The sequence below is a fragment of the Bradyrhizobium sp. ARR65 genome, assembly GCF_000472385.1.
Classification (GTDB): Bacteria; Pseudomonadota; Alphaproteobacteria; order Rhizobiales; family Xanthobacteraceae; genus Bradyrhizobium.
Map to the genome: position 1 here is coordinate 1 of NZ_AWZU01000039.1, position 24,942 is coordinate 24,942.

Annotated in this window: 21 protein-coding genes and 2 pseudogenes; 18 read left to right on the forward strand and 5 right to left on the reverse strand. The window is 59.9% G+C overall.

The window, feature by feature from the left end; translation table 11 throughout:
- Positions 1-285 (forward strand): annotated as a pseudogene (locus F758_RS0131335) (IS4 family transposase); the annotation flags it as partial.
- A gap of 364 nt (positions 286-649) precedes the next feature.
- Here the strand turns inward: F758_RS0131335 and F758_RS0131340 are convergent.
- Positions 650-1,579 (reverse strand): lipid A biosynthesis lauroyl acyltransferase, encoded by a 930-nt coding sequence (locus F758_RS0131340; RefSeq protein ID WP_035723654.1) that lies wholly within the window; start codon positions 1,577-1,579, stop codon positions 650-652.
- Between the two features lie 997 nt (positions 1,580-2,576).
- Here F758_RS0131340 and F758_RS0131355 point away from each other — a divergent pair.
- From F758_RS0131355 to F758_RS0131415, 13 genes are all read left to right on the forward strand, one after another.
- Positions 2,577-3,233, forward strand: coding sequence for a hypothetical protein (locus F758_RS0131355; protein WP_024511604.1), 657 nt, complete (start codon positions 2,577-2,579; stop codon positions 3,231-3,233).
- An 82-nt stretch (positions 3,234-3,315) separates the two neighbouring features.
- Positions 3,316-4,635: an MFS transporter gene (locus F758_RS0131360; protein ID WP_024511605.1), complete on the forward strand. Its 1,320-nt coding sequence runs from the start codon at positions 3,316-3,318 to the stop codon at positions 4,633-4,635.
- A 199-nt stretch (positions 4,636-4,834) separates the two neighbouring features.
- Positions 4,835-5,809 carry a P-type conjugative transfer ATPase TrbB gene (gene trbB, locus F758_RS0131365; RefSeq protein WP_024511606.1) on the forward strand — a complete coding sequence of 325 codons (975 nt, stop codon included), beginning with the start codon at positions 4,835-4,837 and terminating at the stop codon, positions 5,807-5,809.
- Complete coding sequence (locus tag F758_RS0131370) at positions 5,799-6,116, forward strand: TrbC/VirB2 family type IV secretion system protein (protein WP_024511607.1); 318 nt, start codon at positions 5,799-5,801, stop codon at positions 6,114-6,116. The genes trbB and F758_RS0131370 overlap by 11 nt, the downstream gene beginning before the upstream one ends.
- A complete protein-coding gene (locus F758_RS0131375; protein WP_024511608.1) occupies positions 6,116-6,379 on the forward strand; it encodes a VirB3 family type IV secretion system protein in 264 nt (87 codons plus the stop codon). The genes F758_RS0131370 and F758_RS0131375 overlap by 1 nt, the downstream gene beginning before the upstream one ends.
- 6 nt (positions 6,380-6,385) lie before the next feature.
- Positions 6,386-8,824: a conjugal transfer protein TrbE gene (trbE, locus tag F758_RS0131380; protein ID WP_024511609.1), complete on the forward strand. Its 2,439-nt coding sequence runs from the start codon at positions 6,386-6,388 to the stop codon at positions 8,822-8,824.
- The gene (gene trbJ / locus F758_RS0131385; RefSeq protein ID WP_024511610.1) at positions 8,824-9,558 is read left to right on the forward strand and encodes a P-type conjugative transfer protein TrbJ; all 735 of its coding nucleotides are present in this window, start codon (positions 8,824-8,826) and stop codon (positions 9,556-9,558) included. Before trbE ends, trbJ begins: the two co-directional genes overlap by 1 nt.
- Positions 9,558-9,929 (forward strand): putative entry exclusion protein TrbK-alt, encoded by a 372-nt coding sequence (trbK-alt, locus tag F758_RS0131390; RefSeq protein WP_051387090.1) that lies wholly within the window; start codon positions 9,558-9,560, stop codon positions 9,927-9,929. The genes trbJ and trbK-alt overlap by 1 nt, the downstream gene beginning before the upstream one ends.
- Positions 9,930-9,932: 3 nt before the next feature.
- Positions 9,933-11,171 carry a P-type conjugative transfer protein TrbL gene (gene trbL / locus F758_RS0131395; RefSeq protein ID WP_024511612.1) on the forward strand — a complete coding sequence of 413 codons (1,239 nt, stop codon included), beginning with the start codon at positions 9,933-9,935 and terminating at the stop codon, positions 11,169-11,171.
- A 47-nt stretch (positions 11,172-11,218) separates the two neighbouring features.
- A complete protein-coding gene (gene trbF / locus F758_RS0131400) occupies positions 11,219-11,899 on the forward strand; it encodes a conjugal transfer protein TrbF (protein ID WP_024511613.1) in 681 nt (226 codons plus the stop codon).
- Positions 11,900-11,901: 2 nt separating this feature from the next.
- Positions 11,902-12,876: a P-type conjugative transfer protein TrbG gene (trbG, locus tag F758_RS0131405; protein ID WP_024511614.1), complete on the forward strand. Its 975-nt coding sequence runs from the start codon at positions 11,902-11,904 to the stop codon at positions 12,874-12,876.
- Positions 12,873-14,078 carry a TraB/TrbI/VirB10 family type IV secretion system protein gene (locus tag F758_RS0131410; RefSeq protein WP_024511615.1) on the forward strand — a complete coding sequence of 402 codons (1,206 nt, stop codon included), beginning with the start codon at positions 12,873-12,875 and terminating at the stop codon, positions 14,076-14,078. Before trbG ends, F758_RS0131410 begins: the two co-directional genes overlap by 4 nt.
- A gap of 5 nt (positions 14,079-14,083) precedes the next feature.
- Positions 14,084-14,326, forward strand: a complete 243-nt coding sequence (locus F758_RS0131415) for a DUF2274 domain-containing protein (protein WP_024511616.1) — start codon at positions 14,084-14,086, stop codon at positions 14,324-14,326.
- Here F758_RS0131415 and F758_RS48305 read toward each other — a convergent pair.
- The gene (locus F758_RS48305) at positions 14,299-15,309 is read right to left on the reverse strand and encodes a LysR family transcriptional regulator (protein WP_084305775.1); all 1,011 of its coding nucleotides are present in this window, start codon (positions 15,307-15,309) and stop codon (positions 14,299-14,301) included. The genes F758_RS0131415 and F758_RS48305 overlap by 28 nt on opposite strands.
- 607 nt (positions 15,310-15,916) lie before the next feature.
- Here F758_RS48305 and F758_RS0131430 point away from each other — a divergent pair.
- Entirely contained in the window at positions 15,917-16,459 is a 543-nt protein-coding gene (locus F758_RS0131430; RefSeq protein ID WP_024511619.1) for an RNA polymerase sigma factor, read from the forward strand.
- A gap of 455 nt (positions 16,460-16,914) precedes the next feature.
- Here the strand turns inward: F758_RS0131430 and F758_RS0131440 are convergent, their stop codons facing one another.
- Genes F758_RS0131440 through F758_RS0131450 form a run of 3 tightly spaced genes read right to left on the reverse strand, consistent with a single transcriptional unit; the run spans position 16,915 to position 19,747 of the window.
- Positions 16,915-17,754, reverse strand: coding sequence for a heme ABC transporter ATP-binding protein (locus F758_RS0131440; RefSeq protein ID WP_024511620.1), 840 nt, complete (start codon positions 17,752-17,754; stop codon positions 16,915-16,917).
- On the reverse strand, positions 17,751-18,848 hold the full coding sequence (locus F758_RS0131445) for a FecCD family ABC transporter permease (protein ID WP_024511621.1): 1,098 nt from the start codon (positions 18,846-18,848) through the stop codon (positions 17,751-17,753). Before F758_RS0131445 ends, F758_RS0131440 begins: the two co-directional genes overlap by 4 nt.
- A complete protein-coding gene (locus F758_RS0131450) occupies positions 18,845-19,747 on the reverse strand; it encodes a heme/hemin ABC transporter substrate-binding protein (RefSeq protein ID WP_024511622.1) in 903 nt (300 codons plus the stop codon). Before F758_RS0131450 ends, F758_RS0131445 begins: the two co-directional genes overlap by 4 nt.
- Positions 19,748-21,033: 1,286 nt before the next feature.
- On the opposite strand from F758_RS0131450, the gene F758_RS47165 reads away from it, so the two are divergent.
- From F758_RS47165 to F758_RS0131460, 3 genes and pseudogenes are all read left to right on the forward strand, one after another.
- Positions 21,034-22,101, forward strand: coding sequence for a FecR family protein (locus tag F758_RS47165; RefSeq protein WP_024511623.1), 1,068 nt, complete (start codon positions 21,034-21,036; stop codon positions 22,099-22,101).
- Positions 22,102-22,240: 139 nt separating this feature from the next.
- A pseudogene (locus tag F758_RS53450) lies at positions 22,241-22,621 on the forward strand (STN domain-containing protein); the annotation flags it as partial.
- A gap of 3 nt (positions 22,622-22,624) precedes the next feature.
- Entirely contained in the window at positions 22,625-24,910 is a 2,286-nt protein-coding gene (locus F758_RS0131460) for a TonB-dependent hemoglobin/transferrin/lactoferrin family receptor (protein WP_245286635.1), read from the forward strand.
- Positions 24,911-24,942: the final 32 nt, after the last annotated feature.

A 24,942-nucleotide genomic window follows, 5' to 3' on the forward strand; every position in this document is an offset into this window, starting at 1 on the left:
AGGGTGTTCTGGATGACGATGCTCAACCGTTCCGCCCCAGACGCGCCGCCAACTCTCGCGTTGACTGCGACGGAAATCGGCGTGCTCAATCGCCTCGTCAACGACAAACCAAAAGCAAGACAGAAAACGCTCTCGCACTACCTGATCAAGATCGCCCGGCTCGGCGGTTATCTCGCCCGCGCCAGCGATCCGCCGCCCGGCAATACCGTTATGTGGCGCGGGCTGTCACGCCTCACCGACATGGCGCTGAGCGCCATGGTCGGCGGAGAATTTGTGGGTAATTGAAAGCCGGTGAGAGCCACAGGGCTTAAGGCAGTGAACTCATAAAAGAGATGCAGTTTGATCGACGGCAAGGTTCGCAATGCCTCCGATGGCTGCCTGGCGAATTACGTTCCTATGGGTGTCTCGCACTGTCCCATGGGGACCGTTCCACTATTCGATCGGATGACTGAGGAGATCTCTCGACTGGCCGAAGCGCCCAAAACGCGATGGTTGGTTGGTCAGTAGCGCCGAGAGAGTAGCACTCGCTATCTCGCTGTCTCATATGCCAACCCGGTCCTCCCAAGCCAGCCGCACGGTCTCCGCTATCAAATAGCGCGTCAGGCTTGAGAGGCCCCGCGGCGCGATACCCCTTTTAGGAGGCGGAGCGCTAGCGCCAGCGGCGGTGTAGCCACAGCCACTGATCGGGATATTCGCGGATCCAGCCCTCGATCACAGATGTGACCGCTTGCATCGTTCCCTGAATGTCGATTTGTCCGGCGGCGTCGCGGACCGGCTTCACTTCTTCAGACAGCTCGGCACGAAAGCGATGTCCCGGCAGGCGGATGATACGTACGCCATGAATCGGGCACTCGATCTGCCGCAGCAGCCGGGCCAGCATCGGATTGGCCCTCGTCTTGCGGCCAAAGAAAGTGACCTCGACGCCGTTGGTCAGATACTGGTCGACCAGCATCCCGACATGCTGACCATTTTTCAGGGCTTCCGCAAGTTTGAGGGGGGCTTCACGGCCAGCCGGTATCAGCGTCCCCATTTTTACGGCGCGCATATCCCGGATGATGCGGTCGGCCGAGGCGATGTTGGGCCGGCGATACAGGATCGCGGCGTCCAGCCCGTGCGCGACGGCAGCCAGCGCGGGAAGTTCCCAGTTGGCGAGATGGCCTGCAAAGATCAGCGCCGGTTTGCCGTCGAGCCGCAGCTGCGTAAACAGTTCGTATGAGCGCTTCTCGATTTCGATCCTGCTATTCCCGGGCTGAGCGGGATCGTACTGCCAGATATGATCGAGATGCGCGAATTCGGCGCCGACACGACCGAGATTATCCCAGACGCCTGCGAGAATGACCTCGATCTCTGCAGGCGACTTCTCGGGAAATGCGGCGGTCAGATTGGCGCGACCGATCTTTTGCTCCCGCATCATGGGCCCGAGTGAGCGGGCGATCCGGCCGAACAAGTTGGCGGTCTTGATCGGATCGAAATAGCGGGCGGTGCGCAGTATTGCGATCGTCAACGCACCCACCGCAGCTTGGCTTAGGAGCTTGGTTACGTCGCGAAGGCGGGCCCTTGCGCGAAGCGAATGTTGCATCAGAAACCAACGACAATATTGCCTAACGCTTCTCGGCTTTCTATGTGCTTCAGCGCGCACCTTTATACCATCGCTGTGCGATATGATCAAAGGCACCGAGGAATTGCGCAGATTGGCCCGATGGCCGCACTGAATTGCAGCCAATGCTGCTTAAGCCCAAGGAAGTGCAGAAGTCGGGATCCAAGCCGACGCCCCCCCGAAAGGTGATAGCCACACTTCGCCGACGAGCTGCGATTAGGCCACCACTTCAGCGCTCTTCTCGCAAAGCCAATGTCTGACTGGCGGCGATCCCGCTCGCCCGTGACGCTGTTGGCCGGGCTGGGTAATGTGCCTGAGAGAAATGGTGTAGGATGCTCTTTTGGCCCGTCGGTCCGAGCCATCCCAAACTCGCGGCAAAGCGGGCGAGCGCGCGGTCATTCGCGCCGTCGCCACGTTCGGGCATGTCAATGCGCCGCTCAACGTCTATCGGCTGCATATGCCATGCGGTGCCTGCGAGGATGTGGAAATCGCCGGGTACATGCAAGGGGCGGCTACGGCCTCCCGCGAGTACGGGTGGATTGCGACGATGTGATCGACGCGACCCGTGATGCTCGCGGATGAAAGCATTCTTGTGGCCAACGAAAGCGCAAACCGGCACTTGTTCTGGGCCATTGCAGGCGGGACCGGGTGAGTCGAAAAACAGCAAACAGCAGCGAAGCATGCACGGGACCGACGGCTCATTCAGCGCCCAAAGACTGGCGCAACAGGTCAGGCTCGACCTTGAGCAGCGGATTAGATGAGCGGAGAAATCCGGCTCCACCGGATCAGGACGCCTTTTCTTTCTTTCGCTACGCCAGACCACGACTGGGATGTCTGTGCGCTTGAAGTGACGTTCGCTCCACTTCTTCTGTCATTCCATCATCGCTAGGGCGATTCATTCGTTTGGGTTGGAAATTCACGTCACGCATCGAGGCACCGTGGCGCGGGTTTATGCAGTGGCAGAGTGGAGGCGTGGAGTATGCAAGTTGGTGGAGAGCTCGGAAACAAGCCCAGCTCGATTCAAGCTGGCGCGGATGCGCAACCGATCCCGAACGAAGCTCTGCGAACCAGAAAGATAACCGTTCAACTTTCGCAGAGCATTTTCCAGCGACTTGAGGCTGCGACTGATCGACCGGGCGTCGGTAAGAGCATGGTCGTCGAGACGGCCCTTGAGCGTTTCCTGGATCCGGCGCCGCCCATCGAAGGTCTAATTCATGAGGCTCTGGACCGGATAGGTGGCCAGATGAGCCGTCTGGAGCGCGAGATCGCGATCATCGCCGAAACGGTGGCCCTGCATGCGCGCTATCACCTCACGTTGACGCCACCCATGTCGCCATCACAGCAGCGGGATGCGTGCATGCTCGGCCGCGAGCGGTTCAAGGCGTTGGCCGAGCAGGTTGATCGGCGCGTACGGCTGGGTCGGCCCGTGATGCGGGAGACCCTCGAGGGGCGCGACCAGCCCGCTGGCTCCGAGCTTGGACCGAAGGGTGAAGCAATTCTCGGTATCACGCATGAGCAAGTCAATCAGGAAGACCAGTCGGTAACCTTGGTTGACGAACAAACTGAGCTGAGTGCTGCCGCCGGGGAGGGCGGCAGCAATCTCAACTTTCGACATCTGCCAAACGCCTTTTGTTGAATCGGCTAGTTGCGCGCGGACAAGCGCGCCAAATGACGTTCCGAGGCAAACATCACCCGAAAGTCCCGCTGAGCGCCTTCCGATCTGGCGGCTCATCTCCTGTGTTTTTCTTCCATTCGCAGCCGGCTATTATCTTTCCTACCTGTTCCGGACCATCAACACGCTCATTTCCGGTCGGCTCGCATCAGATCTGCAGCTTGGTGCTGCCGATCTCGGGCTGCTCACGTCGGTCTATTTCCTGGTCGTTACGGCGGTTCAGATTCCGGTCGGCATGCTTCTGGATCGCTTCGGTCCACGTCGGGTCCAAAGTGCGCTCCTGGTGATCGCGGCCGCGGGCGCTGCGCTATTCGGCATATCGACGGGATTTCTGTCGCTTATGATTGCTCGCGCGATGATCGGAGTTGGTGTTGCGGCTGCTTTGATGGCTGGGCTGAAAATAATCGTTCTCTGGTTTCCAAGAGAACGTGTGGCGCTCATCAATGGCTTTATGATCATGCTGGGTGCATTGGGCGCGGTGACCGCCACAGCGCCGGCGGAGATGTTGCTGGATTGGATCGGCTGGCGCGGTCTATTTGAGGTGCTGGGAGCAGTAAGTGCTGCTGCAGCTGTTCTGATCTATCTTGTGGTTCCAGAACGCACCACAGCTTCACAAACAAATCGGGGCGCGGCCGCCCTTAGGACCATCTATTCAGATGCGCGTTTCTGGAGGATTGCGCCTTTGTCAGCGACCTGCATTGGGTCGGCGTGGGCATTGCAGTCGCTGTGGGCGGCGCCTTGGCTTAGCGACGTCGAAGGATTGGATCGAACGAGCCTCGTCACCCAATTATTCGTTATGGCGCTAGCCCTAAGCTTTGGCGCATTGCTCTTGGGCTTGCTTGCCGACTTGGTACGCGGCCGCGGCAGTAAGATGGAGCAGTTGTTCGCGATTGTCGGAGCACTGTTTGTTGTAGCAGAGCTTACATTGATCGTGCATCCGCCCTGGTCGTCGCTCTTGCCGTGGTGCGTCGTGTCGGTTGTCGGATCGGCTACCGCTCTCAGCTACGCGATCATAGGAGATTACTTTCCAGCGGAATTGGTGGCGCGCGCCAATGGCGGTTTGAACGTGCTGCATTTTGGTTGGGCCTTCATCGTGCAGTACGGGATTGGCTTGATTCTTGAGCGATGGCCCGCACAGGACGGTCACTACCCCGCGCTTGCCTACCAGACAGCCTTCAGCGTGATTGTTGTGCTGCAGCTAGCCGCACTGTTGTGGTTCATCGGCCCTTGGCTGCTTCGACCGTTGATTTGGAACACCGGCACGTCAATTGCGCGTGGGCGCACGGGCAAAGTTCGCTCAGCGCAGTCCGCGGTTCCTCCAACCGAGATCTCGATCCTTGAGGCGAATGAGAGCGTGGAGTGGTGAGACAGGCCGACCCTTGGCGTGATCTCCCGCGCGCCCAGTTTAAGGGCCGCAGCCTCAACACTGCACCTTTGCCAAATGTTTCTTCTTCTACGCCCGGCTACGAACCGTACGTTCCGTTGTTGCGGTCATACGCATCCTGCCTTTTGTAGTCATCAGAACTGAAGGCGCCGAACGCGGCGTCAGAGGCTTGGGGGCAGGCATGGCAATCCATTCGTTCGATTCGGAGACGGCGTTGCGCGGGGCACGCATGCTCCGGACCGCGCTGGGACCGGCTATCGGAGGCTTCCTGGAAGATGCATGCGTCGTCGAGGTGATGCTCAATCCCGATGGCCGACTATGGATCGATCGGCTGTTGGGCGGGCTAGCAGACACTGGCGAGAGCTTATCCGCGGCCGACGGAGAACGAATTGTCCGGCTGGTTGCGCATTACGTAGGTGCCGAAGTTCATGCTGGATCGCCCCGGATATCGGCGGAGTTACCCGAGACTGGGGAACGCTTCGAAGGTTTGCTGCCGCCGGTCGTTACCGCTCCAGTGTTTGCAATACGCAAGCCGGCGGTCGCCGTATTTGGCCTCGAGGACTACGTGGCGGCCGGAATCATGGCATCAGGCCATGCCAACGCGCTACGACATGCGGTAGCCGCACGAAAGAACATTCTGGTGGCAGGGGGCACCTCCACCGGCAAGACGACACTGACAAACGCGCTTCTTGCGGAAGTCGCCAAGACCAATGACCGCGTCGTCCTCATCGAAGATACGCGAGAGCTTCAGTGCAGGGCGCCGAACCTGGTGGCCTTGCGTACCAAGGATGGCGTAGTTTCGCTTTCTGATCTCGTGCGCTCTTCGCTTCGCCTTCGGCCCGATCGTATTCCGATTGGCGAGGTCCGCGGGGCCGAGGCGCTCGACCTCCTGAAAGCCTGGGGCACCGGGCATCCCGGGGGCATCGGCACTATCCATGCAGGCACCGCGCTTGGTGCCCTGCGCCGGCTCGAGCAGCTCATCCAGGAAGCTGTCGTCACGGTCCCGCGCGCGCTGATCGCCGAAACCATCAACGTGATTGCGGTTCTTGCTGGTCGCGGCGCCGAGCGCCGCCTCGCTGAACTCGCCTGTGTCTCGGGGCTCGGACCATGCGACGATTACAGCCTGACAGCACTGGAGATCGGTCATGAAGCGTAAATTGTCTCTCGGACCGAGCATCGCTGGGGTCGCGGCGTTTTGCGCACCGACTGTCCCGGCCTGGGCCGCTGGATCCAACATGCCCTGGGAGCAGCCGCTCAATCAGATCCTGCAGTCGATCGAGGGGCCGGTCGCCAAGATCATGGCGGTCATCATTATCATTGTCACCGGGCTGTCGCTGGCGTTTGGCGATTCATCGGGAGGTTTCCGCCGACTGATCCAGGTCGTGTTCGGTCTGTCGATCGCGTTTGCCGCCTCGAGCTTTTTTCTGTCGTTCTTCTCGTTCGGTGGCGGGGTGGTGATCTGATGGATGAGCCAGTCGGAGGCTTTGTCGCGCCCGTGCACCATGGGCTCACCGAGCCGATCCTGATGGGCGGCGCGCCGCGGTCGATCGCTATCCTCAATGGGACATTGGCCGCAGTATTGGGCCTTGGGCTCCGGCTTTGGTTAGCCGGCCTTCTCCTCTGGTGCATCGGCCACATGGTCGCCGTTTGGGCGGCCAAGCGCGACCCTGATTTCGTTGAGGTCGCGCGCCGGCACGTTCGTATTCCCGGTCACCTCAGCACCTGAACTGCCATGATGAACCTTGCCGAATACCGACGCTCGAACACGCGCCTTGCGGACTTCTTGCCCTGGGCTGCCTTGGTCGAGGAAGGAATCATCCTCAACAAGGATGGTTCGTTTCAGCGAACAGCAAAGTTTCGCGGACCGGATCTCGAGAGCGCCATGCCGGCCGAACTCATCGCCGTCGCGGGACGCCTGAACAATGCGCTCCGCCGTTTGGGATCGGGTTGGGCGATATTCGTCGAAGCACAGCGCCATTCGGGCGGGCCCTATCCCCCGGACAGTTTTCCGGATCTCGCATCCGCCCTGGTTGACGCCGAGCGCAAGGCGCAGTTCGAGGAGGCAGGCAGCCATTACGAATCGAGCTACTACCTGACTTTCCTATATTTGTCGCCGGCGGAGGGGGCAGCTGTAGCAGAGCGGCTGCTTTATGAGGGCAGCCATCACACGCGAGGGGTGGATGCGCGAGAGGTGCTGAGCGGCTTTATCGATCGGACGAACCGCGTCCTGCAGCTCGTGGAAGGTTTTATGCCGGAATGCGGCTGGCTCGATGACGAAGCGACGCTCACTTACCTGCACTCAACGATCTCGACGAAGCGGCATCGGGTTCGTGTGCCCGAAATCCCCATGTATCTGGATGCGCTGCTTGCCGACCAGCCGCTGACAGGCGGGCTTGAACCGATGCTGGGGGCAGCGCATCTGCGCGTTCTGACGGTGGTAGGGTTTCCGACGGCGACCACGCCCGGGATTCTCGATGAGCTGAATCGCCTGGCCTTTCCGTATCGCTGGTCTACTCGGGCCATCACGCTCGACAAGACAGACGCCACGAAGCTCCTGACCAGGATTCGGCGGCAATGGTTTGCCAAGCGGAAATCGATCGCTGCGATCCTAAAGGAGGTGATGACCAACGAGGCCTCAAGCCTTCTCGACACGGATGCGCAAAACAAGGCTGTCGACGCCGATGCCGCGCTCCAGGAGCTAGGCTCGGATCAGATCGGTGAGGCCTTCGTGACAGCAACGGTCATTGTCTGGGATCGCGATGCGCAAACCGCTGGCGAAAAGCTGCGGCTGGTCGAGAAGGTGATCCAGGGGCGCGACTTCACCTGTAAGGTCGAGACGGTCAATGCCGTGGAAGCCTGGCTCGGCAGTCTGCCGGGACATGTGTATGCCAACGTTCGCCAGCCGCCGATTTCGACGCTGAACCTCGCCCACATGATTCCGCTTTCGGCCGTGTGGGCCGGAGAGGCGAGGGACCATCACCTCAAAGCTCCGGCGCTATTCTTTGGCAAGACGGAAGGATCGACCCCTTTCCGGTTCTCGCTGCATGTCGGCGATGTCGGACACACCCTCGTCGTCGGGCCGACCGGTGCGGGCAAATCGGTGCTCTTGGCGCTTATGGCTCTGCAGTTCCGCCGCTACCCAGACGCGCAAATCTTTGCGTTCGATTTCGGCGGCTCGATCCGTGCCGCCGCAATCTCGATGGGCGGCAGTTGGCATGATCTTGGCGGCGCCGTTGCAGGCGAATCCTCCGAGTTCGTGGCCCTCCAGCCGCTTGCAAAAATCGATCACATTTCCGAACGAGGTTGGGCGGCCGAATGGATCGCCTCAATTCTCACTCGCGAACGGATCGAGGTGACGCCTGAGACCAAAGACCACATCTGGTCGGCCCTGACCTCGCTCGCTTCTGCGCCGACAGCGGAACGCACGCTCACTGGGCTCTCCCTACTTCTCCAATCCAACATGCTGAAGCGGGCGCTGCAGCCCTATTGCCTCGGAGGTCCCTATGACCGGTTGCTCGATGCCGAACATGAGCGGCTGGGGGATTCATCCGTTCAGGTGTTCGAGACGGATGGCTTGATCGGCACCGCGGTCGCGCCAGCCGTTCTTTCTTATCTGTTTCATCGGATCGAGGATCGTTTTGACGGCCGCCCAACTCTGCTGATCATCGACGAGGGATGGCTCGCCCTTGATGATGCTGATTTTGCGGGCAAGCTCCGCGAGTGGCTCAAGACGCTTCGCAAAAGGAACGCTTCGGTCGTATTCGCCACCCAATCGCTTGCAGACATCGACGGCTCGGCGATTGCACCGGCGATCATCGAAAGCTCTCCGACCCGGATTCTCCTTCCCAACGATCGGGCGCTCGAACCGCAGATCACGGCAATCTACCGGCGCTTTGGGCTGAACGATCGCCAGATTGAGATGCTGGCCCGCGCGACGCCCAAACGGGATTACTACTGCCAGTCGCGCCGGGGCAATCGCCTGTTTGAGCTCGGCCTTGGCGAGATCGCGCTCGCTTTTACGGCAGCTTCGTCCAAAACGGACCAGGCGCTGATCGAGCAGGTACTGGCCGAAGCTGGCCGCGAGAATTTTGTGAAGGGCTGGCTGACAGCTCACAACCTCGGATGGGCCTGCGAGCTTATTCCGCAAATGGCCAAGCAAGGAGATTTCTGATGAGCCGCCTCCGTCCGCTTCTGACGGCAAGTTTCGCCGCCATTCTCATTTTCCAAGCGCCTCAGAAAACCGCGGCACAGTGGATCGTCTTCGATCCCAATAATTACGCGCAGAATGCACTGACGGCCGCGCGCGAACTGCAGCAGATCAATAACCAGATCACCTCGCTGCAGAACGAAGCGCAGATGTTGATCAACCAAGCCAAGAATCTGGCAAATCTGCCGTATTCCTCGTTGCAGCAGCTCGAGCAATCGATTCAACGCACGCAGCGGCTGCTGGCAGAGGCGCAGCGCATCGCCTATGACGTTCAGCAAATCGATGCCGCGTTCTCGACGACCTACGCCCCAGCGTCAGGCAACATCTCTGATCAGGCCCTTGTCGCCAACGCACAAACACGCTGGCAGAACGCGGTGGCGGGCCTGCAGGACGCCATGCGGGTGCAGGCGAGCGTCGTCGGTAATCTCGATACCAACCGTACCCAGATATCGGCCTTGGTCACTGCGAGTCAGGGCGCGACAGGGGCTTTGCAGGCAAGCCAGGCCGGCAATCAGCTTCTGGCAGTTCAGGCGCAGCAGCTTGCAGATCTCACCGCAGCTGTTGCCTCCCAGGGGCGAGCGCAAGACCTCCGATCCGCGCAGCGAGCAGCAGCTCAGGATCAGGCGAGGGAGCAGCTGCGGCGCTTCCTGACCCAAGGTCAGGGTTATCAACCTACAACCGTGCAGATGTTTCACTGATGATGACAAACAAACTTGAGCGGCTCCCGGTGCTGGTGACCGTCATAGTTGCTGTCCTTGCCGTCGCTGCCTGCGCGATCCGGCTGCGCGGCGACGAAAGCGAGACCGGCTCTCCCGCGTCGCGCGCCAGCAACTCCGACCCGGTGTCGGCAAAGCTCGAGCAATGCCGCACTCTTAAAGACGACCAGAACGACGTTCTTCTCGGGTGCCGAAAGCTCTGGGCCGAGAAGCGCCGCCAATTCTTTGGCCGCAAGAGCGGCGCCTTGGAGGGCGAGCGGGGCTATGCCGGATCATCATCGTCTGCGCCGCCCAAGGACGAGAGTCGTCTGCCTTTCGGCTATCCTGCCATTCCAGCAGCGCAAAGCGAGTGAGCGATGGGCGGCACCGGCGTCATCGATCAGTTTCTAGAGACCTTTACCCGCTATATCGATTCCGGGTTCGGGCTGTTAGGCGGCGAAGTTGGATATCTCGCCACTACGCTCGCTGCAATCGATATCACGCTGGCGGGCCTGTTCTGGTCCTGGGCGGCTGACGAGGACATCATCGCCCGGCTCGTCAAGAAGACGCTGTTCGTCGGCGTTTTCGCTTATCTTATCGGCAATTGGAACAACCTTGCCCGAATCGTGTTCGAGAGCTTCGCCGCGCTAGGCCTCAAAGCCTCAGGCACGAGCCTTTCGTCGGCAGACTTCTTGCGGCCCGGCCGGATCGCACAAGTGGGACTTGATGCCGGACGGCCAATCCTGGAGTCGATCTCGGGGTTGATGGGCTATGTCAGCTTTTTCGAAAATTTCGTCCAGATCGCAGTCCTGCTGTTCGCCTGGGTTGTGGTGCTGCTGGCGTTCTTCATTCTGTCCATTCAGCTGTTCGTGACCCTCATCGAGTTCAAGCTGACGACACTTGCAGGCTTTGTGCTGATCCCCTTTGGCCTGTTCGGAAAGACCGCCTTTGCCGCCGAACGCGTGCTCGGTAACGTGATCTCCTCAGGGATCAAGGTTCTGGTGCTGGCCGTCATCGTCGGCATCGGATCGACCTTGTTTGCGCAGTTCACGGCTGGTTTTGGCGGCAACCAGCCGACCATCGAAAACGCGATGGCGCTGGTGCTCGGGGCTCTCTCCTTGCTCGGCCTCGGGATCTACGGGCCCGGTATCGCCAACGGCATCGTCTCGGGAGGTCCGCAGCTTGGTGCAGGATCGGCCGTTGGCACGGGACTGGCGGCCGGCGGGGTGCTTGCAGCCGGAGCCGGTCTTGCCGCCGGCGGTGCTGGACTGGGCAGCCGCGCGATTGCGGGCGCCGCGAGCGGAGCAAGCGCCATTGCAGGTGGTGCGGCCCGCGCGTTCCGGACAGCTGGGGTCCCGGGTGCAGCGGAGACGGGCGCTTCCGCTGCGACAAGTCCGTTGCGTTCGGCCGCAACTCATCTGCGTGGAGGAGGCGACGGCAGCGGTCATGTGGACGGCTCTTCTTCCAGCTCATCCGAGACCACGCCCGCATGGGCTCGCCGCATGAAGCGGACGCAGAGCATCAATCAAGGCACGTCGGCCGCTGCGCAAGCGGTGCGCTCTGGCGATCACGGCGGGAGCGGCGGATCAGTCGACCTCTCGCAGGAGGATCACTGAGGCTCGATGCTCGTAAGCAACTCACAGCGATGTCTTGAGGTCAAAGCATGTTCAAACGATCGGCCGTCCACTACGGCCGCACACCTGAGGCGGTCACTCCCTATCAACGAGCCGCTCAGGTCTGGGATGATCGTATCGGCTCTGCACGGGTTCAGGCAAAGAACTGGCGCCTGATGGCCTTTGGTTGCTTGTTTCTATCCGCCGGCTTCGCGGCAGCTCTTGTCTGGCAGGCCGCCCAAGGCACTGTTACGCCTTGGGTGGTCGAGATAGACCGTCTGGGCGAGGCCAAAACGGTTGCTCCGGCAAATTCCGACTATCAACCAACCGATGCCCAAATTGCCTTTCACTTGGCCCGGTTCGTCGAACACGTGCGTGGTCTGCCGATGGACGCGATCGTGCTGCGCCAGGATTGGCTGCGTGCCTATGACTTCACGACGGACCGCGGCGCGGCCGCACTCAATGACTATGCCCGCAACAGCAATCCTTTCGACAAGCTCGGCAGGACGCAAGTTTCAGTCGAGGTCTCGAGCGTTATTCGGGCCTCGCCCGATAGCTTTCGCGTAGCCTGGATCGAACGTCGCTACGAGAACGGCCAGCTTGCTGCGACCGAGAGATGGAGCGCGATCCTCACCATCATCGTGGAAATGCCCCGCGATTTGGATCGGCTGCGCAAAAATCCACTTGGCATCTATGTCAATGCGATCAACTGGTCGAAGGAGCTGGGATAGCGATGCCATCGGGTCATGTGATTGCGCCAGAGAGAATCGGGCCGAGCTTACGTGTGGGTCTCTTGATCTGCGTGTCCTCCCTCGGCAGCTGCACCGCGGTCAAACCTCCGCAAATCAGCTATGATCGCGAACTCCCGCCGGTTGCAGATCTGCCGGCGCTTGCCGACGATCATCCAAGATCGCTGCATGTTCCGCCCGCCTGGAAGCCGGCGCGGGGCGGCAAGAATGCGGAAGCCAAGGAGCCCATCGAACGGATTGAAACCGCAAATGACGCCGCGCGCGTGGAGCCTCGGAAGGCGGGTTATTTCAATGCCGTCCAGGTATTTTTCTATAGTCCGGGCGCGCTCTATCAGATCTACGCGGCGCCGGGGCAGATCACGGACATTGCGCTTCAGGCTGGCGAACAGCTGATTGGTTCGGGGCCAGTCGCCGCAGGCGATACCGTGCGCTGGGTCGTTGGCGATACCGAAAGTGGCAGTGGCGAGACGCGACGTGTGCACATCATGGTGAAGCCGACACGTCCGGCGATCGAGACCAATCTCATCATCAACACCGATCGGCGCACTTACCTGATTGAGCTGCGCTCTCGCGAAAAGCCCTATATGCCGTCAGTTGCGTGGTTCTATCCGGAGAACCAGTCCCTGCATGGTCAAGCCCTGCTGCCGATGCCTATCATTCCGGATCCGGCAGAGCGTCGCTACCGATACACAATCGAGGGAGACAGCCCGCCCTGGCGTCCTGTCAATGCCTATGATGATGGCCGCAAGGTCTATATCGAGTTCTCGCCTGGTATTGGTCAAGGCGAGATGCCGCCGCTGTTCGTGATCGGGCCTGATGGTAATACTGAGCTCGTCAACTTTCGCGCTTACGGCAACGTGCTGATCGTCGATCGGCTATTCGCAGCCGCTGAACTGAGACTTGGAGGGGAGAACCAGCAGAGGGTACGAATCGTTCGAAGCGAGGGGAGGTCCTTGTGACGGACAATGACCAGCTGAATGATGCACGCTATTATGCTTCTCGGCCGCAGCAGCGGGAAGCAGTGGCTGAAACCCTGCGGCTGCGACCGGAATGGCCGCAAGTCAGGCGCCTCTCGCGCAAAGTGCTCCTAGGTGGCACTACTTTGGCCCTCGTGATGATCTGTGGCGCGGTGTTGTGGGCTCTGCAGAACGAATCAAAGCGTGCTCCGGTTCCGGAGGAGCTCTACTCGACCGACCACCATAATGTCGCCGACGAACTCGCAAGCCTGCCGAACGACTATGCAGGAATTCCCCACGACGTGCCCCGTCTTGGATCGCCTTTGCCCGGCGATCTTGGCCGTCCCATCGTTGCGGCACAAAGCTCGTCCCAATCCGGTTCTCTCGCCATCGACGCCGAACAGCAGCGCGTCAATCAGGAAACAGAGGCAGCGCGCACTAGCAAGGTGTTTGCCAATACCAATCTCCGCCCATCGCCCGGCGGGACAACATCGAGCGAGATACCTTCAAACACGTCAATGTCCTCCGACGAAGCATTCGTTCAAAATGGGCAGGACCGAAAACTTGCGTTCGTCAATGCGGCCGTCGATCGGCGCACGACAAGCCCCGATCGCCTGATGAGGCCACCCTCGCCGTTCGTAGTTCAGGCGGGGACGGTCATTCCGGCTGCACTCATCACGGGGATCCGCTCAGATCTACCGGGCCAGATCACGGCCCAAGTGACTGAAAACGTTTACGATACCCCCACCGGGCGTATCAGGCTGATCCCGCAGGGGGCGCGGTTAATAGGGACCTATGACAACCAGGTCGCGTTCGGTCAGTCCCGCGTGCTCCTCGTTTGGACACGGCTCATCATGCCGGACGGACGCTCAATTGTCTTGGAACGGCAGGCTGGCGCGGATGCGGGCGGATATTCCGGCATTAAGGACGAGGTCGACAACCATTGGAAAGAGTTACTCGGAGCAGCGGCGCTATCAACGCTGCTGGCCATCGGCACCGAGGTAAATTCGGGGGCGGATGTCAATAACACCAACAGCGACATCATTCAGGCGCTGCGGCGTGGGGCGGGAGACTCCCTCAACCAAACAGGCCAACAGGTGGTTCGACGCAATCTCAATATCCAGCCAACGTTGACAATCCGTCCTGGATTTCCGGTGAGAGTGATCGTCAATCGTGACCTGGTACTCGAGCCCTCCAGGGGATGAGGACAATGGCCAAGCTTAAGCTCGGAGCAATCGAGGACGATAAGCCGGTTAAGCTGACGCACGAATTGCCAGCGAGCGTCCACCGGGATCTGGTGGCCTATGCTGAAATTCTCGCACGTGAGACGGGTCAACAGATCAATGAGCCGGTCAAGCTGATTGCGCCCATGTTGGCCCGGTTCATGGCAACGGACCGGAATTTTGTAAGGGCTCGCCGTGCGCGTCATCCTCCTAAGCGAGGTGACGGGTAGCGCTCCGAGAGGAGTTTTAGGAAGGCATCCAAGGCGGGGTTTTCATTGTCGGCTCGCCAATGGGCAGAATAGTCGAACCGGCTTGCGCCCGTGCCATCGCGCAGCTCCCGGTAGATCAAACCGGCAAAATTCGCTCCGGTATCGGATTCGAGCACCAGACTGACACCCCCCTGCATGCTGATCAGGCTCCTGATATTGTCACGGCTGAGTTCATGATGCTCGATCTTAGGACGATCCCGAGCTGATACGAGCTTCGAAACCAAAAGGTCTTCAAGCTCCCGTCCGGGATCGTAATGGCTCAGCAGTACCGTTTCCCCGCGCAGATCGGTCCAATAGACAGTCTCCTGCGCAGCGAGGGGATGGTCGCGGGATAAAACAACTAGAAGACGCTCGCTCCAGAGCGACATCGCTTTGCTGTCGAACAATGGCAGACTTCCTGTGACGATTAGGATATCCAGCAAGCCATTACGAAGTGCCCTTGCCAGACGTGTCCGTGATCGTTCGACCATTGCGAGTTCGATCCGTGGAAAGCGGCGTTTGAATTCGACCAAGGAGACCTGCAGATTGCTTGCCGAAAGTGATGTGCAGAAACCGACTGATAGCCGACCGGTCTCGCCGTTCTGAACGGACTTTGCCGTCGCTATGAGTGCGTCAAATTCCTCCAGGATGGTTCTTGCCAGGCGCAGAACGCGGCGACCCGCTGGCGTTGGGCTTGCACCTCCGCTTGAGCGCTCGAAAATGGTAAAACCTAGGCCGTGCTCGATCTGGCGAATTGAACGGCTGAGGGTCGACTGTTGCAGTCTTAGCAGTTCCGCTGCCTCACGAAAGCTGCCACAATCGGCCGCCGTCACGGCCCATCGCAGGTGCTTTAGCTCGGGAGGCTTGCTGCCGCGCAGACAAAGACCTGGTGTTTTGAAATTGCTCGTGTTGAGATTCGAGCGGGGAGGAGCTTGCGGCGGGATGTGCAGCAATGTCTTCACCATCTGCTTCCTTGCAAAGAAGGCCTAGGCCGCCAACTACCAATTAAATCCGACACGGAGCTTCAAAACGAGCCGGAGGTCGTATCGATTGTCCAAAGCGATATCCGAGCCAACGCCGATCCGGTCACAGAGACGCTCTTCCGCCGTAAAGACGAAAATCTCTGGGAGATTCTCACACGGGGCCAGATTTTTTGGGGCGCCTCCCGATTTCTGTCGGCTCTTATTGCCGAAGAGCGCTCCGCAGGAATGGCATAAGCAGGCCCCTAAGCAGGCCCTTTGCCGCTCGAGCGGTCGACGCCCACGTCAGCGTCGCACAACTCGAGCAGGGCGATGATCTTGGAACAAGCATTCACTCCGCGCGCACTCGCTCCCTGTGAGTCAGTTCACTCTAGAGTCCTTATAAACAACTGGTGTTGAAAGAGTTTTCGATTTCGTGAAGGTTGTGTCCTTCGTTCGGCGTGCGTGAAGGTGGATACGAAGGCCCGCGAGTGTACCAAGTGTCGCACAAGACCACTGCCGTGTCGCCGATACAGGCCCACGAAGCAAGCGGTGGCCGAAGCGAACGCTCTCTCGACGCGGGGAGATCTATGGTGATGCGGAGAAGGTACAGATGAAGGAGGGTCCAGATACGCGTCTTGCTCTCTATCTGGCCCATCGAGCGGTTCTCGTCGAATACGCATCGCGCCTCCTGGGATCGCGCGACTCTGCCGAGGACGTGGTTCAAGATGCTTTCATCAAATTCGTACCGGCCACCCAGGCGAGGGTGCCGGCGGCGCGTCCAAGATCGTATCTATTCCGCATCGTCCATAATCTCGCCGTCGACGTCCTCAGACGGAAGACGCTGGAGCACCAGCGAAAGGGCAGCGACGCCCCTTCCTGGGTTAGTCCTCAAACCGTTGCCACGCCCGAGGAGACTCTTCTCTTTTGCGAGAGCATGCGTCTAGCCATGGACATGCTGGCCGAGCTGCCGAAAAACCAGCGAGTAGCGCTTGAGATGCACAGGTTCGGCGGATACTCGATCGAACAGATCGCGCATCACCTCGGAGTCTCGATTCCCACTGTCTATCGCCTCGTCCAGACGGCTGTCGCCACGATCACGATCCGGCTCGCGCCGGACTCGCAAGATCGAAGGCCCCCGCGAGGCCGGAAATAGTGCTCGTGAAAACCGGGATGGCGGCGGCAATTTCCGCGGTCTATGGAGGTCTGGACAGACGACGAGAGAACCCTGATAGAGGGGAGCAGAGCTGACTTATTCGGAGGCTTAACATGTTGGCGGTGCACTGGCGCTGAACACGATGCAGATCTCGGACGAGGTGCCGCTGACGCGATGCATCAGGGGTAAAATTTGCAAGCCGGTCGATGCAGCCATCTTCTAGTCTAGTTTCACGATCTCGGGCACGAGCTCGCTTCGATGCGCAAGATTAGGTTCGCACTTGATCCGTACGACATGATAAACGGTGGTCGCATCGATCAGCGCGCGCTTATCGCAGCGATGGATTATGGTATCGTCGCTCCTCGTATCAGTCACACCAGAATTCCTTCCGATTCGTTTCTCGTTCTTGCGTGATGTCACAAATCCTTAGTCGGCGCGTTGAGGTGATGAGGTGGCTACGTTGATCTGAACCGAGAGCGCGCTTCATGCTGCTTGCACACGTGGTGCTGCGGAAGGACAAAGGGTACATTAGGAGTTGGCGCTGTCCCGACGCGCAGATGAACACGAAAGACCTCGACGACGAGGTCGTCAGTGATGACCGCCGAAGGCGGCCCCTGCGCGATGATGCCACCGGCCGACATCACAATGAGGTTGTCGGCAAAGCTGGCCGCGACGTTGAGATCATGCAGAATCGCGAGGACCGCGGCGCCGTCATTGGCAATGGCGCGCGCCTGATCCATCAGCGCCAGTTGATGTTCGAGATCGAGGCTGGCGATCGGCTCGTCAAGGAACAACGCCTGAGCCTTCTCTATCGTATGTCCCGCGCGCAACTGGCACAGCACGCGCGCGAATCGAACGCGCTGCTGTTCACCGCCCGACAGCGTCTGGAAATCCCTGTCGGCAAGATGCAGGGTTCCAGTGTCCGCAAGGCTCGCCGCGACGATTTCCTTAGCCTCGGCACCCGGCAAGGCATGGCCGATGCTGGTCAGTCCAAACCGCGCGACTTCATGCACGCGAAAGGGAAACGCAAGGCTCGCGCTCTGTGCCATGACCACACGCTTGCACGCAAGTCGCCACGGCGGCAGATGCTTGATCGTTTGACTACCGTAGAGAACGTCACCCCGGGACGGCGAGAGTTCGCCGGTGAGCAGTTTGAGTAGGGTCGACTTTCCCGCGCCATTGGGGCCGATGACCACGGTGAGACGGCAGGGCTCAAGGATGAGCGTCGCACGGTCAACAAGCAGGCGTCCGTGTGCCGCGAAGGAAACCTCGTTCGCTTTGACGATACTCGTCATGCTACGAAGCTCCCGTTAGCTCTTCGGAGCAGAAGCCATAGGAAGAAGGGCGCGCCGAGAAGGGCCGTCAGAATCCCGACGGGAAGTTCGGCCGGTGCGAGGAGCGTGCGCGCAAGCGTATCGGCGCCGACAAGCAGCGCCGCGCCAAACAGTGCTGAGAGGGGTAAGAGCACGCGATGGTCGGCTCCCACAGCGAGGCGGACGATATGCGGCGCGACGATGCCGATGAAACCGATCAGGCCGGCGCTTGCTACACTCGCTCCAACCGCCAACGCGACCAGGAATATTGTTGCCGCCTTTATCCACTCGACGCGAAAACCGAGATGAAAGGCCTCTGCCTCGCCGAAGGAGAGGGCGTTGAGGCCGCGACCCAGAAAGGGCGCTGCGCACAACAGGGGCAGAGTGATGAATGAGACAGCGCCGAGCTTGCTCCAGGTTCCACCATTGAGGTTTCCGAGTGACCAGAACGTCAGATCGCGCAGCTGCTTGTCGTCCGAGACATAACTGAGGAGACCGGTTGCCGCACCCGCCAAGGCACCGAGCGCTAAACCGGCAAGCAGCATCGTTGCCATTGAGGTGCGGCCCTGCCTTGTTGCGATGGTGTAGATCACGAGCGTGGCGGCAACACCGCCGCAAAAGGCGCTGGCGGGAAGAATGGCAAACGGCAATTTGCCAACCGTATCGCCAAGAAACCGATCGCCGAGCACGAGTGTTACTGCAGCCGCAAAGGCCGCGCCCGAGGAAACGCCGATAAGCCCGGGATCGGCGAGGGGATTGCGGAACAATCCCTGCATCAGCGCGCCGGAAACGGCGAGCGCTGCACCGATTTCTAATCCCAGCAGGACGCGTGGCAGCCGAATGCCGGTCACGACCAGCGTCTCGCGATCCTGAGGGGAGCTTGTCCAGCCAAGAACGAACTCCCATAGAATTGCTGCGACCTGTTGGGGCGGAATTGAAACTGCACCTTCGCCGAGAGCAATGAGGGCGAGAGCCGTGCAAAGGCAGACGCCCAGGCCGGTTGCGAGCGCCACGCGGCGGCGATAGCGCGAAACCAGTCTTGCGAGCGACGCCACGTCAGCCTCGATTGCGGTCATCGTCCGCCGCTCTCCTTCGCCGTCAAGCGCGGGAGATTCAGGTTCGGATACAGCGCCTGCATAAGGTCGCGGGCCGCATCCGGTGTGCGCGGCCCGAAGCCGAGAAGATAGAGCCCGTCCATCACGATCAGCGCGCGCGCTTTTCCAGCCGGAGTAAGGGCGAACGCGGGAAGCGACAAGACGTCCTCGCCCGTCGGACCGCCAGGGCGGTCCATCATCAGGATCGCATCGGGCGCGGCATTGACAATGGCCTCGTCCGCCATGGGCTTATAGCCGTCGAACTCGGCAACGTTTGCACCCCCGGCAAGTGTAACGATGGCATCGCCGGCCGTTCCCCTGCCGCCCACGAGCGGTCGGCCGTTCTGCAGCGCGATAACGAACAGAACCCGCCTTGAGGCGTCAATCTTTTCGCGAAATCGCGCGAGTTCAGCGAAACGCGCTTTCACCTGACTGGCGAGTTGCCTCGCCTCCTCAGATACCCCAGCCGCTTCACCTACCGCGATAATCTTGGCGATAACGCCCTCGGCTGTTGGCGCATCCGGCACGCGGTTGATGGGAATGCCCGCTTGGGCCACCGCTTGCAATGCAGCGGCGGGTCCGGAGCCCTCGACCATCAACACGCGAGTAGGGCGCTCCGATAGGATGCCTTCCGCCGAAACCGAGCGGAAATAGCCGACGCTCGGCTTATCCTTCAGCGCTTGAGGGGGATAGAGGCTCGTCGCATCAACGCCGACAATTTTGCCCTGTTGTCCGAGCGCGTAGAGAATTTCGGTGACCGCTCCGCCCAGCGCGACGATGCGGTCAGCATCGGCAGCCCGCGCAACAAAAGTGAAACCGAGCAACACGAGCACGGTCGCAGCGCTGGCTGCCCAACGCGAATATTCCCGAAAGCCGCTCATGCCATCACTTCGTCCGAATGAATCCGTTTGCTCGAAGTAATCGGCAAGCGATAACGCTAACCTTCATGGGCGATGCTGCACGCCCGCCGGGAACAAGCTCGCGCAGCTCGCATTCAGCAAGCGATGGTCTGTTCATTTTTCTCTCATGAAAAGCCGTCCAACGCCGCACGCCTTCGATAAACTATCATTCACTGGCGCCTACGGATGTCGGAGCGTTTCAAGACCGTTGGCCCGACATCAGGATAATGATGGCGCATCCGCTCAAGCAACAGCTTAAAGTTAGAACCGATGTAATCAACGCGCGACAGGAAAGCGCGACCGTTTTAGAAGCCATACAAAGTTGGGCCACATTGAGATCGAATAGACTTGTTAACGATTTAACGATGCAATGTTCTCGTAAGGGAGTCGAACGTCAGCCTTCGCGCATCGATGGGCGTCGATGTTCGAGACTTATGTGCGACGTGGCCCGGCGAGCGAGCCACCGCGACCTATAACTCTAGAACTCCTATGAACGTCTGCGTTTACGCAGGAATGTGTGGTTTCCTTGCCGTAATGCAGTGCGATGGGCATCCACTGATCACGGGGATCATAGCCCAGATGGTGGGCTGATGTACTTGGCAAACGCCACAGGAGGGATCCCTCCGTAGGACCCGCACAACTATATGAGATGGGCGGAGCCAAGTGGAGCCCGCCGCGAGCCGGTTCGAGGTCTCGTTCGAGTTCGGAGGGACCAGACCCGCGTTTCGCTCTGTCCATTTCGCCGCTCGGTTCTCGTCGACTACGCGTCCCACTTGCTGAGGTCACGAGACGGCGCTGAAGATCTGGTTCAGGAAGCCTCTATTATCAATTCGTCCCTGCGACGGATGACAGGACGCCGAGAGCCCGCCCAACGGCCTTTCTGTTCCATGAAGGCTGGAGAAGCAGCGGAAAGGGCAGAACGCGCTGGCTTGGGCCGGCCCTCAGCCCGTGTGCGCACACCAGAGGAGGACCGTTCGCTTCTGCGAGAACGGACGCCGAGCCATGGATCAGATCACCAAACTGCCCGACAAAGAAGCATAGCCCTCGAAAATGCATCGGCTTGGTGGATACTCGGTCGAACAAGCTGCTACGTATCTTGGACTCTCCGTCCCCACCAGTTACCGCCTGGTCCACACGGCGGTCGCGACGATTACCATCCGCCTGGAACAGGACACCGACGGCCAGGCGCCCTCGCGATCTCCGAAATAGTTCTGTAAAGAACCGTTCGAAGGCGGCAATTTCGTCCAAGCCACGGCGATGGCTCGGTCATGGACATCTGCAAAAAACACCGAGAGAGGAACATTCGGACGGTGGCTACGAACGGGAAGGCGGATCGCGAGCTGCTTGAGGAAGCAACCGGCTGGATTCTGAAATTGGAGGACGCCCATCAGGGCTCTACCGTTTTTGAGGAATTCAACGCTTGGCTTGCGGCCTGCGACGAACACCGCGTCGCGTGGGAGCGCGTCACCAGGACATGGACTATTCTAGGCACGGTCAAACCAGCCCACAATCAAAAGGTCTGGGGCGAGGTCGCCCCCCTCTCGACACCAACCCCGGCACACGCGCCCATATCGAGCCCTACTGCGCGAGCCCCCGTGGCCCGCAAGTCCTATCATCGGCGAATTGCAATTGTTGTTTGTGCGCTTGCCGCCGCATGCGTGCTGTGGATCTCAATTCCTGGAATTCTGATAGCGATGCGTGCGGACTACCGCACCGCGGCCGGCCAGGTCGAGCGCGTGCAAATCGCCGACGGCTCCGTCATCGATCTCGGCGGAAGCAGTGCAATCAAAACGGACATCGGAACGGAGCAAAGGCGTGTCACGCTCCTGGCCGGCGAAGCTTTCTTCGACGTCGTGACCGACACCACACGACCGTTGATCGTTGATGTGCAAGGCGCTGAAGTGAAGGTGCACGGCACCGCTTTCGATGTTCAGGTATCATCAACGAGCACGAAAGTTGCTCTTCTCCGCGGCTCGATCGAAGCCTCCCGGGCCACAGAGAGCGCGTCGCCCGAGATTCTCAAGCCCGGCCAAATGTTTGTTGTCGATCGCGCGACAGGTAAGATCAGCGTCGAATCGGTTCCGCTTGAGGACATAGGGTCCTGGCGTGAAGGAAAGATCTTTCTCGCCAATGCAAGCGTCGGATCCGCGATCGAGCTGATCCAGCGCTATTCCACCGCCTCCATCCTGATCCCCGATAGAGGCTTGGCCAACCTCAAAGTGAGTGGTCTCTTCGACCTGCGCAATCCCGATCGTGCGCTCGCCGGGCTCGTCGAGCCTTTCGGCGGCAAGGTCCGATCGGTCACGCCGTTCTTGCGGATCGTGTCGCGTTTGTAATCGGCTTCGATAGAAGAAATCGCGATTCTTCAAAAAAATGATTCTGCCGCGAGAATCTCGCGGAGCTCTTCGTCTTTACGGTCGGAAGCGCATGCCAAAGCAGAGGCGTGCACCATGGCAGGTAGAGGTAAGAGACTCGATGTATATTGGGGGCGTATCAAGAATTAGAACAACTACCGACGGGACGTTGGGGCGCGTCTCGATCTGTTTGTTGCAAGGTGCCGCGATCTGCGCGCTGTCAGCGGTCGCAGCGCTCTATCCGCAGAGCGCGTTATCGCAAATCGTGCAAGAGCAAGGTTCAAACGCTTCGGCTGCGCGTCAATTCAACATTGCTGCTCAGCCGCTGACGAGCGCGCTCAATCAGTTCGGTCGTCAGTCCGGGCTTCAGGTCTCGTTCCCCGCCGAAGCGTCGCAAGGCGTGCGTTCGAACGCTGTCATTGGTAGCTTCACTCCTCAGCAGGCGTTGGCTGCGCTTCTGCGTGGGACGGGGATCAGCTACCGTATCAGCGCGCAAGGAACTGCTGTGATCAGCGGCCGACCATCCTCCAACGTGTCGGATGCCGGAGCTGTGCCGCGCGCGGACGGCTCCTTAATTCTCGATACGATCAACGTTGCTGGCCAAGGCGGTCGCAATGCATCCTCTGGCTCCGGATTTCAGGGCACGCCCGATTGGGTCTACCAGACGCCGGACAGCATAAGTGTCGTCTCGCGTGAGGCGATCCAGTATCAGCCCGCACGGAACACCCGTGACTCACTGTCGGGCGTGCCGGGTGTTCTTGTTTCAGGCGACAACGCCCAGAACCAAGGCATCAACGTCAACATCCGCGGCCTGCAGGACCAAGGACGGGTCGCGATGATGATCGACGGCGCGCGTCAGGACTTCCAGCGCAACGGCCATGGTTCGACCGGCTACATGTATGTCGAACCATCGTTCCTTCGCGAGATCGACGTCGAGAAAAGCGGCACATCGACGGTGGGTGGAGCTGCGATGCTGGGAGGCTCGGTGAATTTCCGCACGATAGGCGCCGAAGACCTCATCTCCCCCGGAAAACAGGTCGGCGGATTTGTCGACGCCACGACCGGCACCAATGCGTATCATTTCAACGGATCGGCCGCGGTCGCGGCAAAGGTTTCTGACAGCTTCTCCATTCTCGGCGGGTTCGGGTACAAGAACCTCGGCGAATACGACATCGGCAAGAATGGTAAGCTGCCGGTGGGCTCACTCGGGGTCGACGGGCCGCTTCTCTTTATGGGTTCGGAGAGCTGGTCCGGCCTGTTGAAGACACAGATGAAACCGACCGAAGACACCGGTCTCGACATCAGTTGGCTGCACTACGATACGCGGTTCAAGCAGGGCGCCAGCCGTAATGTGCCCGACGACAACCATGTCACGAACGACACCGTCGCCGCGGCGTTCGGCTGGAAGCCCGACAGTGATCTGATCGATCTGAAGGCGCGGCTGTGGTTCAATCGAACCGACGACAGAAGCAAGGTTCCCCAACAGTCAGCATTGGTACCCGCTACGGATAACGATTACAAAATGTCGTCCTGGGGCAGCAGTCTGGAGAACACCAGCCGGTTCGTTCTGCCGCTGGGAAAGCTTGCGTTGAACTACGGTCTCGAAGCCTGGCGTGATCTCGGCGACACCATGGCCCGAGGGCCGGGCGTCGATAGGGATCCAAATGAAGCATGGTGGTTCAAAGGCCTCACGCCCTCGGGGCGCCGCGACGTCATCAGCGGCTTTGGCAATGCAACCTACGACGCCACAGACTGGCTGACGCTTTCGGGTGGCTTGCGTTACGACCACTACCATTCCGATGGCTCGACGACAGTTTTCGGGGTCCAGACCGTCGAGGTTCCGGGTGTCTGCGGCCTGTACTACCCGCCGTCGCGGGGCGGTGGGTGCAGGATCTGGACTGTCTATCCCCACACGGAAACCACGAGCGCACCCTACAACATCGATGTCGATAAGTCGGGCGGCGCATGGCTGCCGACAGCCAAGATCGCGATCAAGCCGATCGATGGTGTTGAACTGTTCACGAAGTATTCGCAGACCTCCAGGCCACCATCGGTTATGGAAACCTTCACCGGCGGCACCCATCCGGGGGGCGGGTTTACGAATGTTCTGTATGCGCCGAATCCCGGGCTGGTGCCGGAAAGGGCAAATACTTATGAGGTCGGCGCCAACTTCTCCTATGACGGCATCATTCAGGCCGGCGATACCTTTCGCGCCAAGGTCGTCGGCTTCCACCGCGATGTGAATGACTACATCGCGCTCGGACAGATTGCCTTCGCGCCGGGCTCAGCTATTACGCAATCCTACAATGCCTATATCAATCTCGACGGGCCAACGCGAATGAACGGCATCGAGCTTGAGGCAAACTATGACGCCGGCAACTACTATCTTGGCGGCTCATTCAGCTACATCGATGCCAAATACGCCTCCGCCTATAGCTATAACGGCACCTCGCAAACAACAGGAAGCCTGGTCATCTTCGTACCGCCGAAGGAGAAGCTCGTCCTCGACGGCGGCGTGCGACTGTTCGACCGCAAGCTGACGATCGGTGGAAGGGTCTCCCATTTCGGAAAAGCCGACCGCAATATCGGCGGCTACGGATTGCAGGGCGAGTACAACACGGGCGCCTATACGCTGTTCGACCTTTACGGGTCCTACGCGATCAACGATTCCGCGACGCTGCGCTTCGCCGTCAACAACATCACCGATGTCGCCTACATCCCGGCCCTCGGGTTTGACACCTATCCCGGTCCGGGGCGGACGGCAACGGTTTCGCTGAATATGAAATTCTGATTTTCCGGCGGCATCGCCGGAAAGCATCGGTT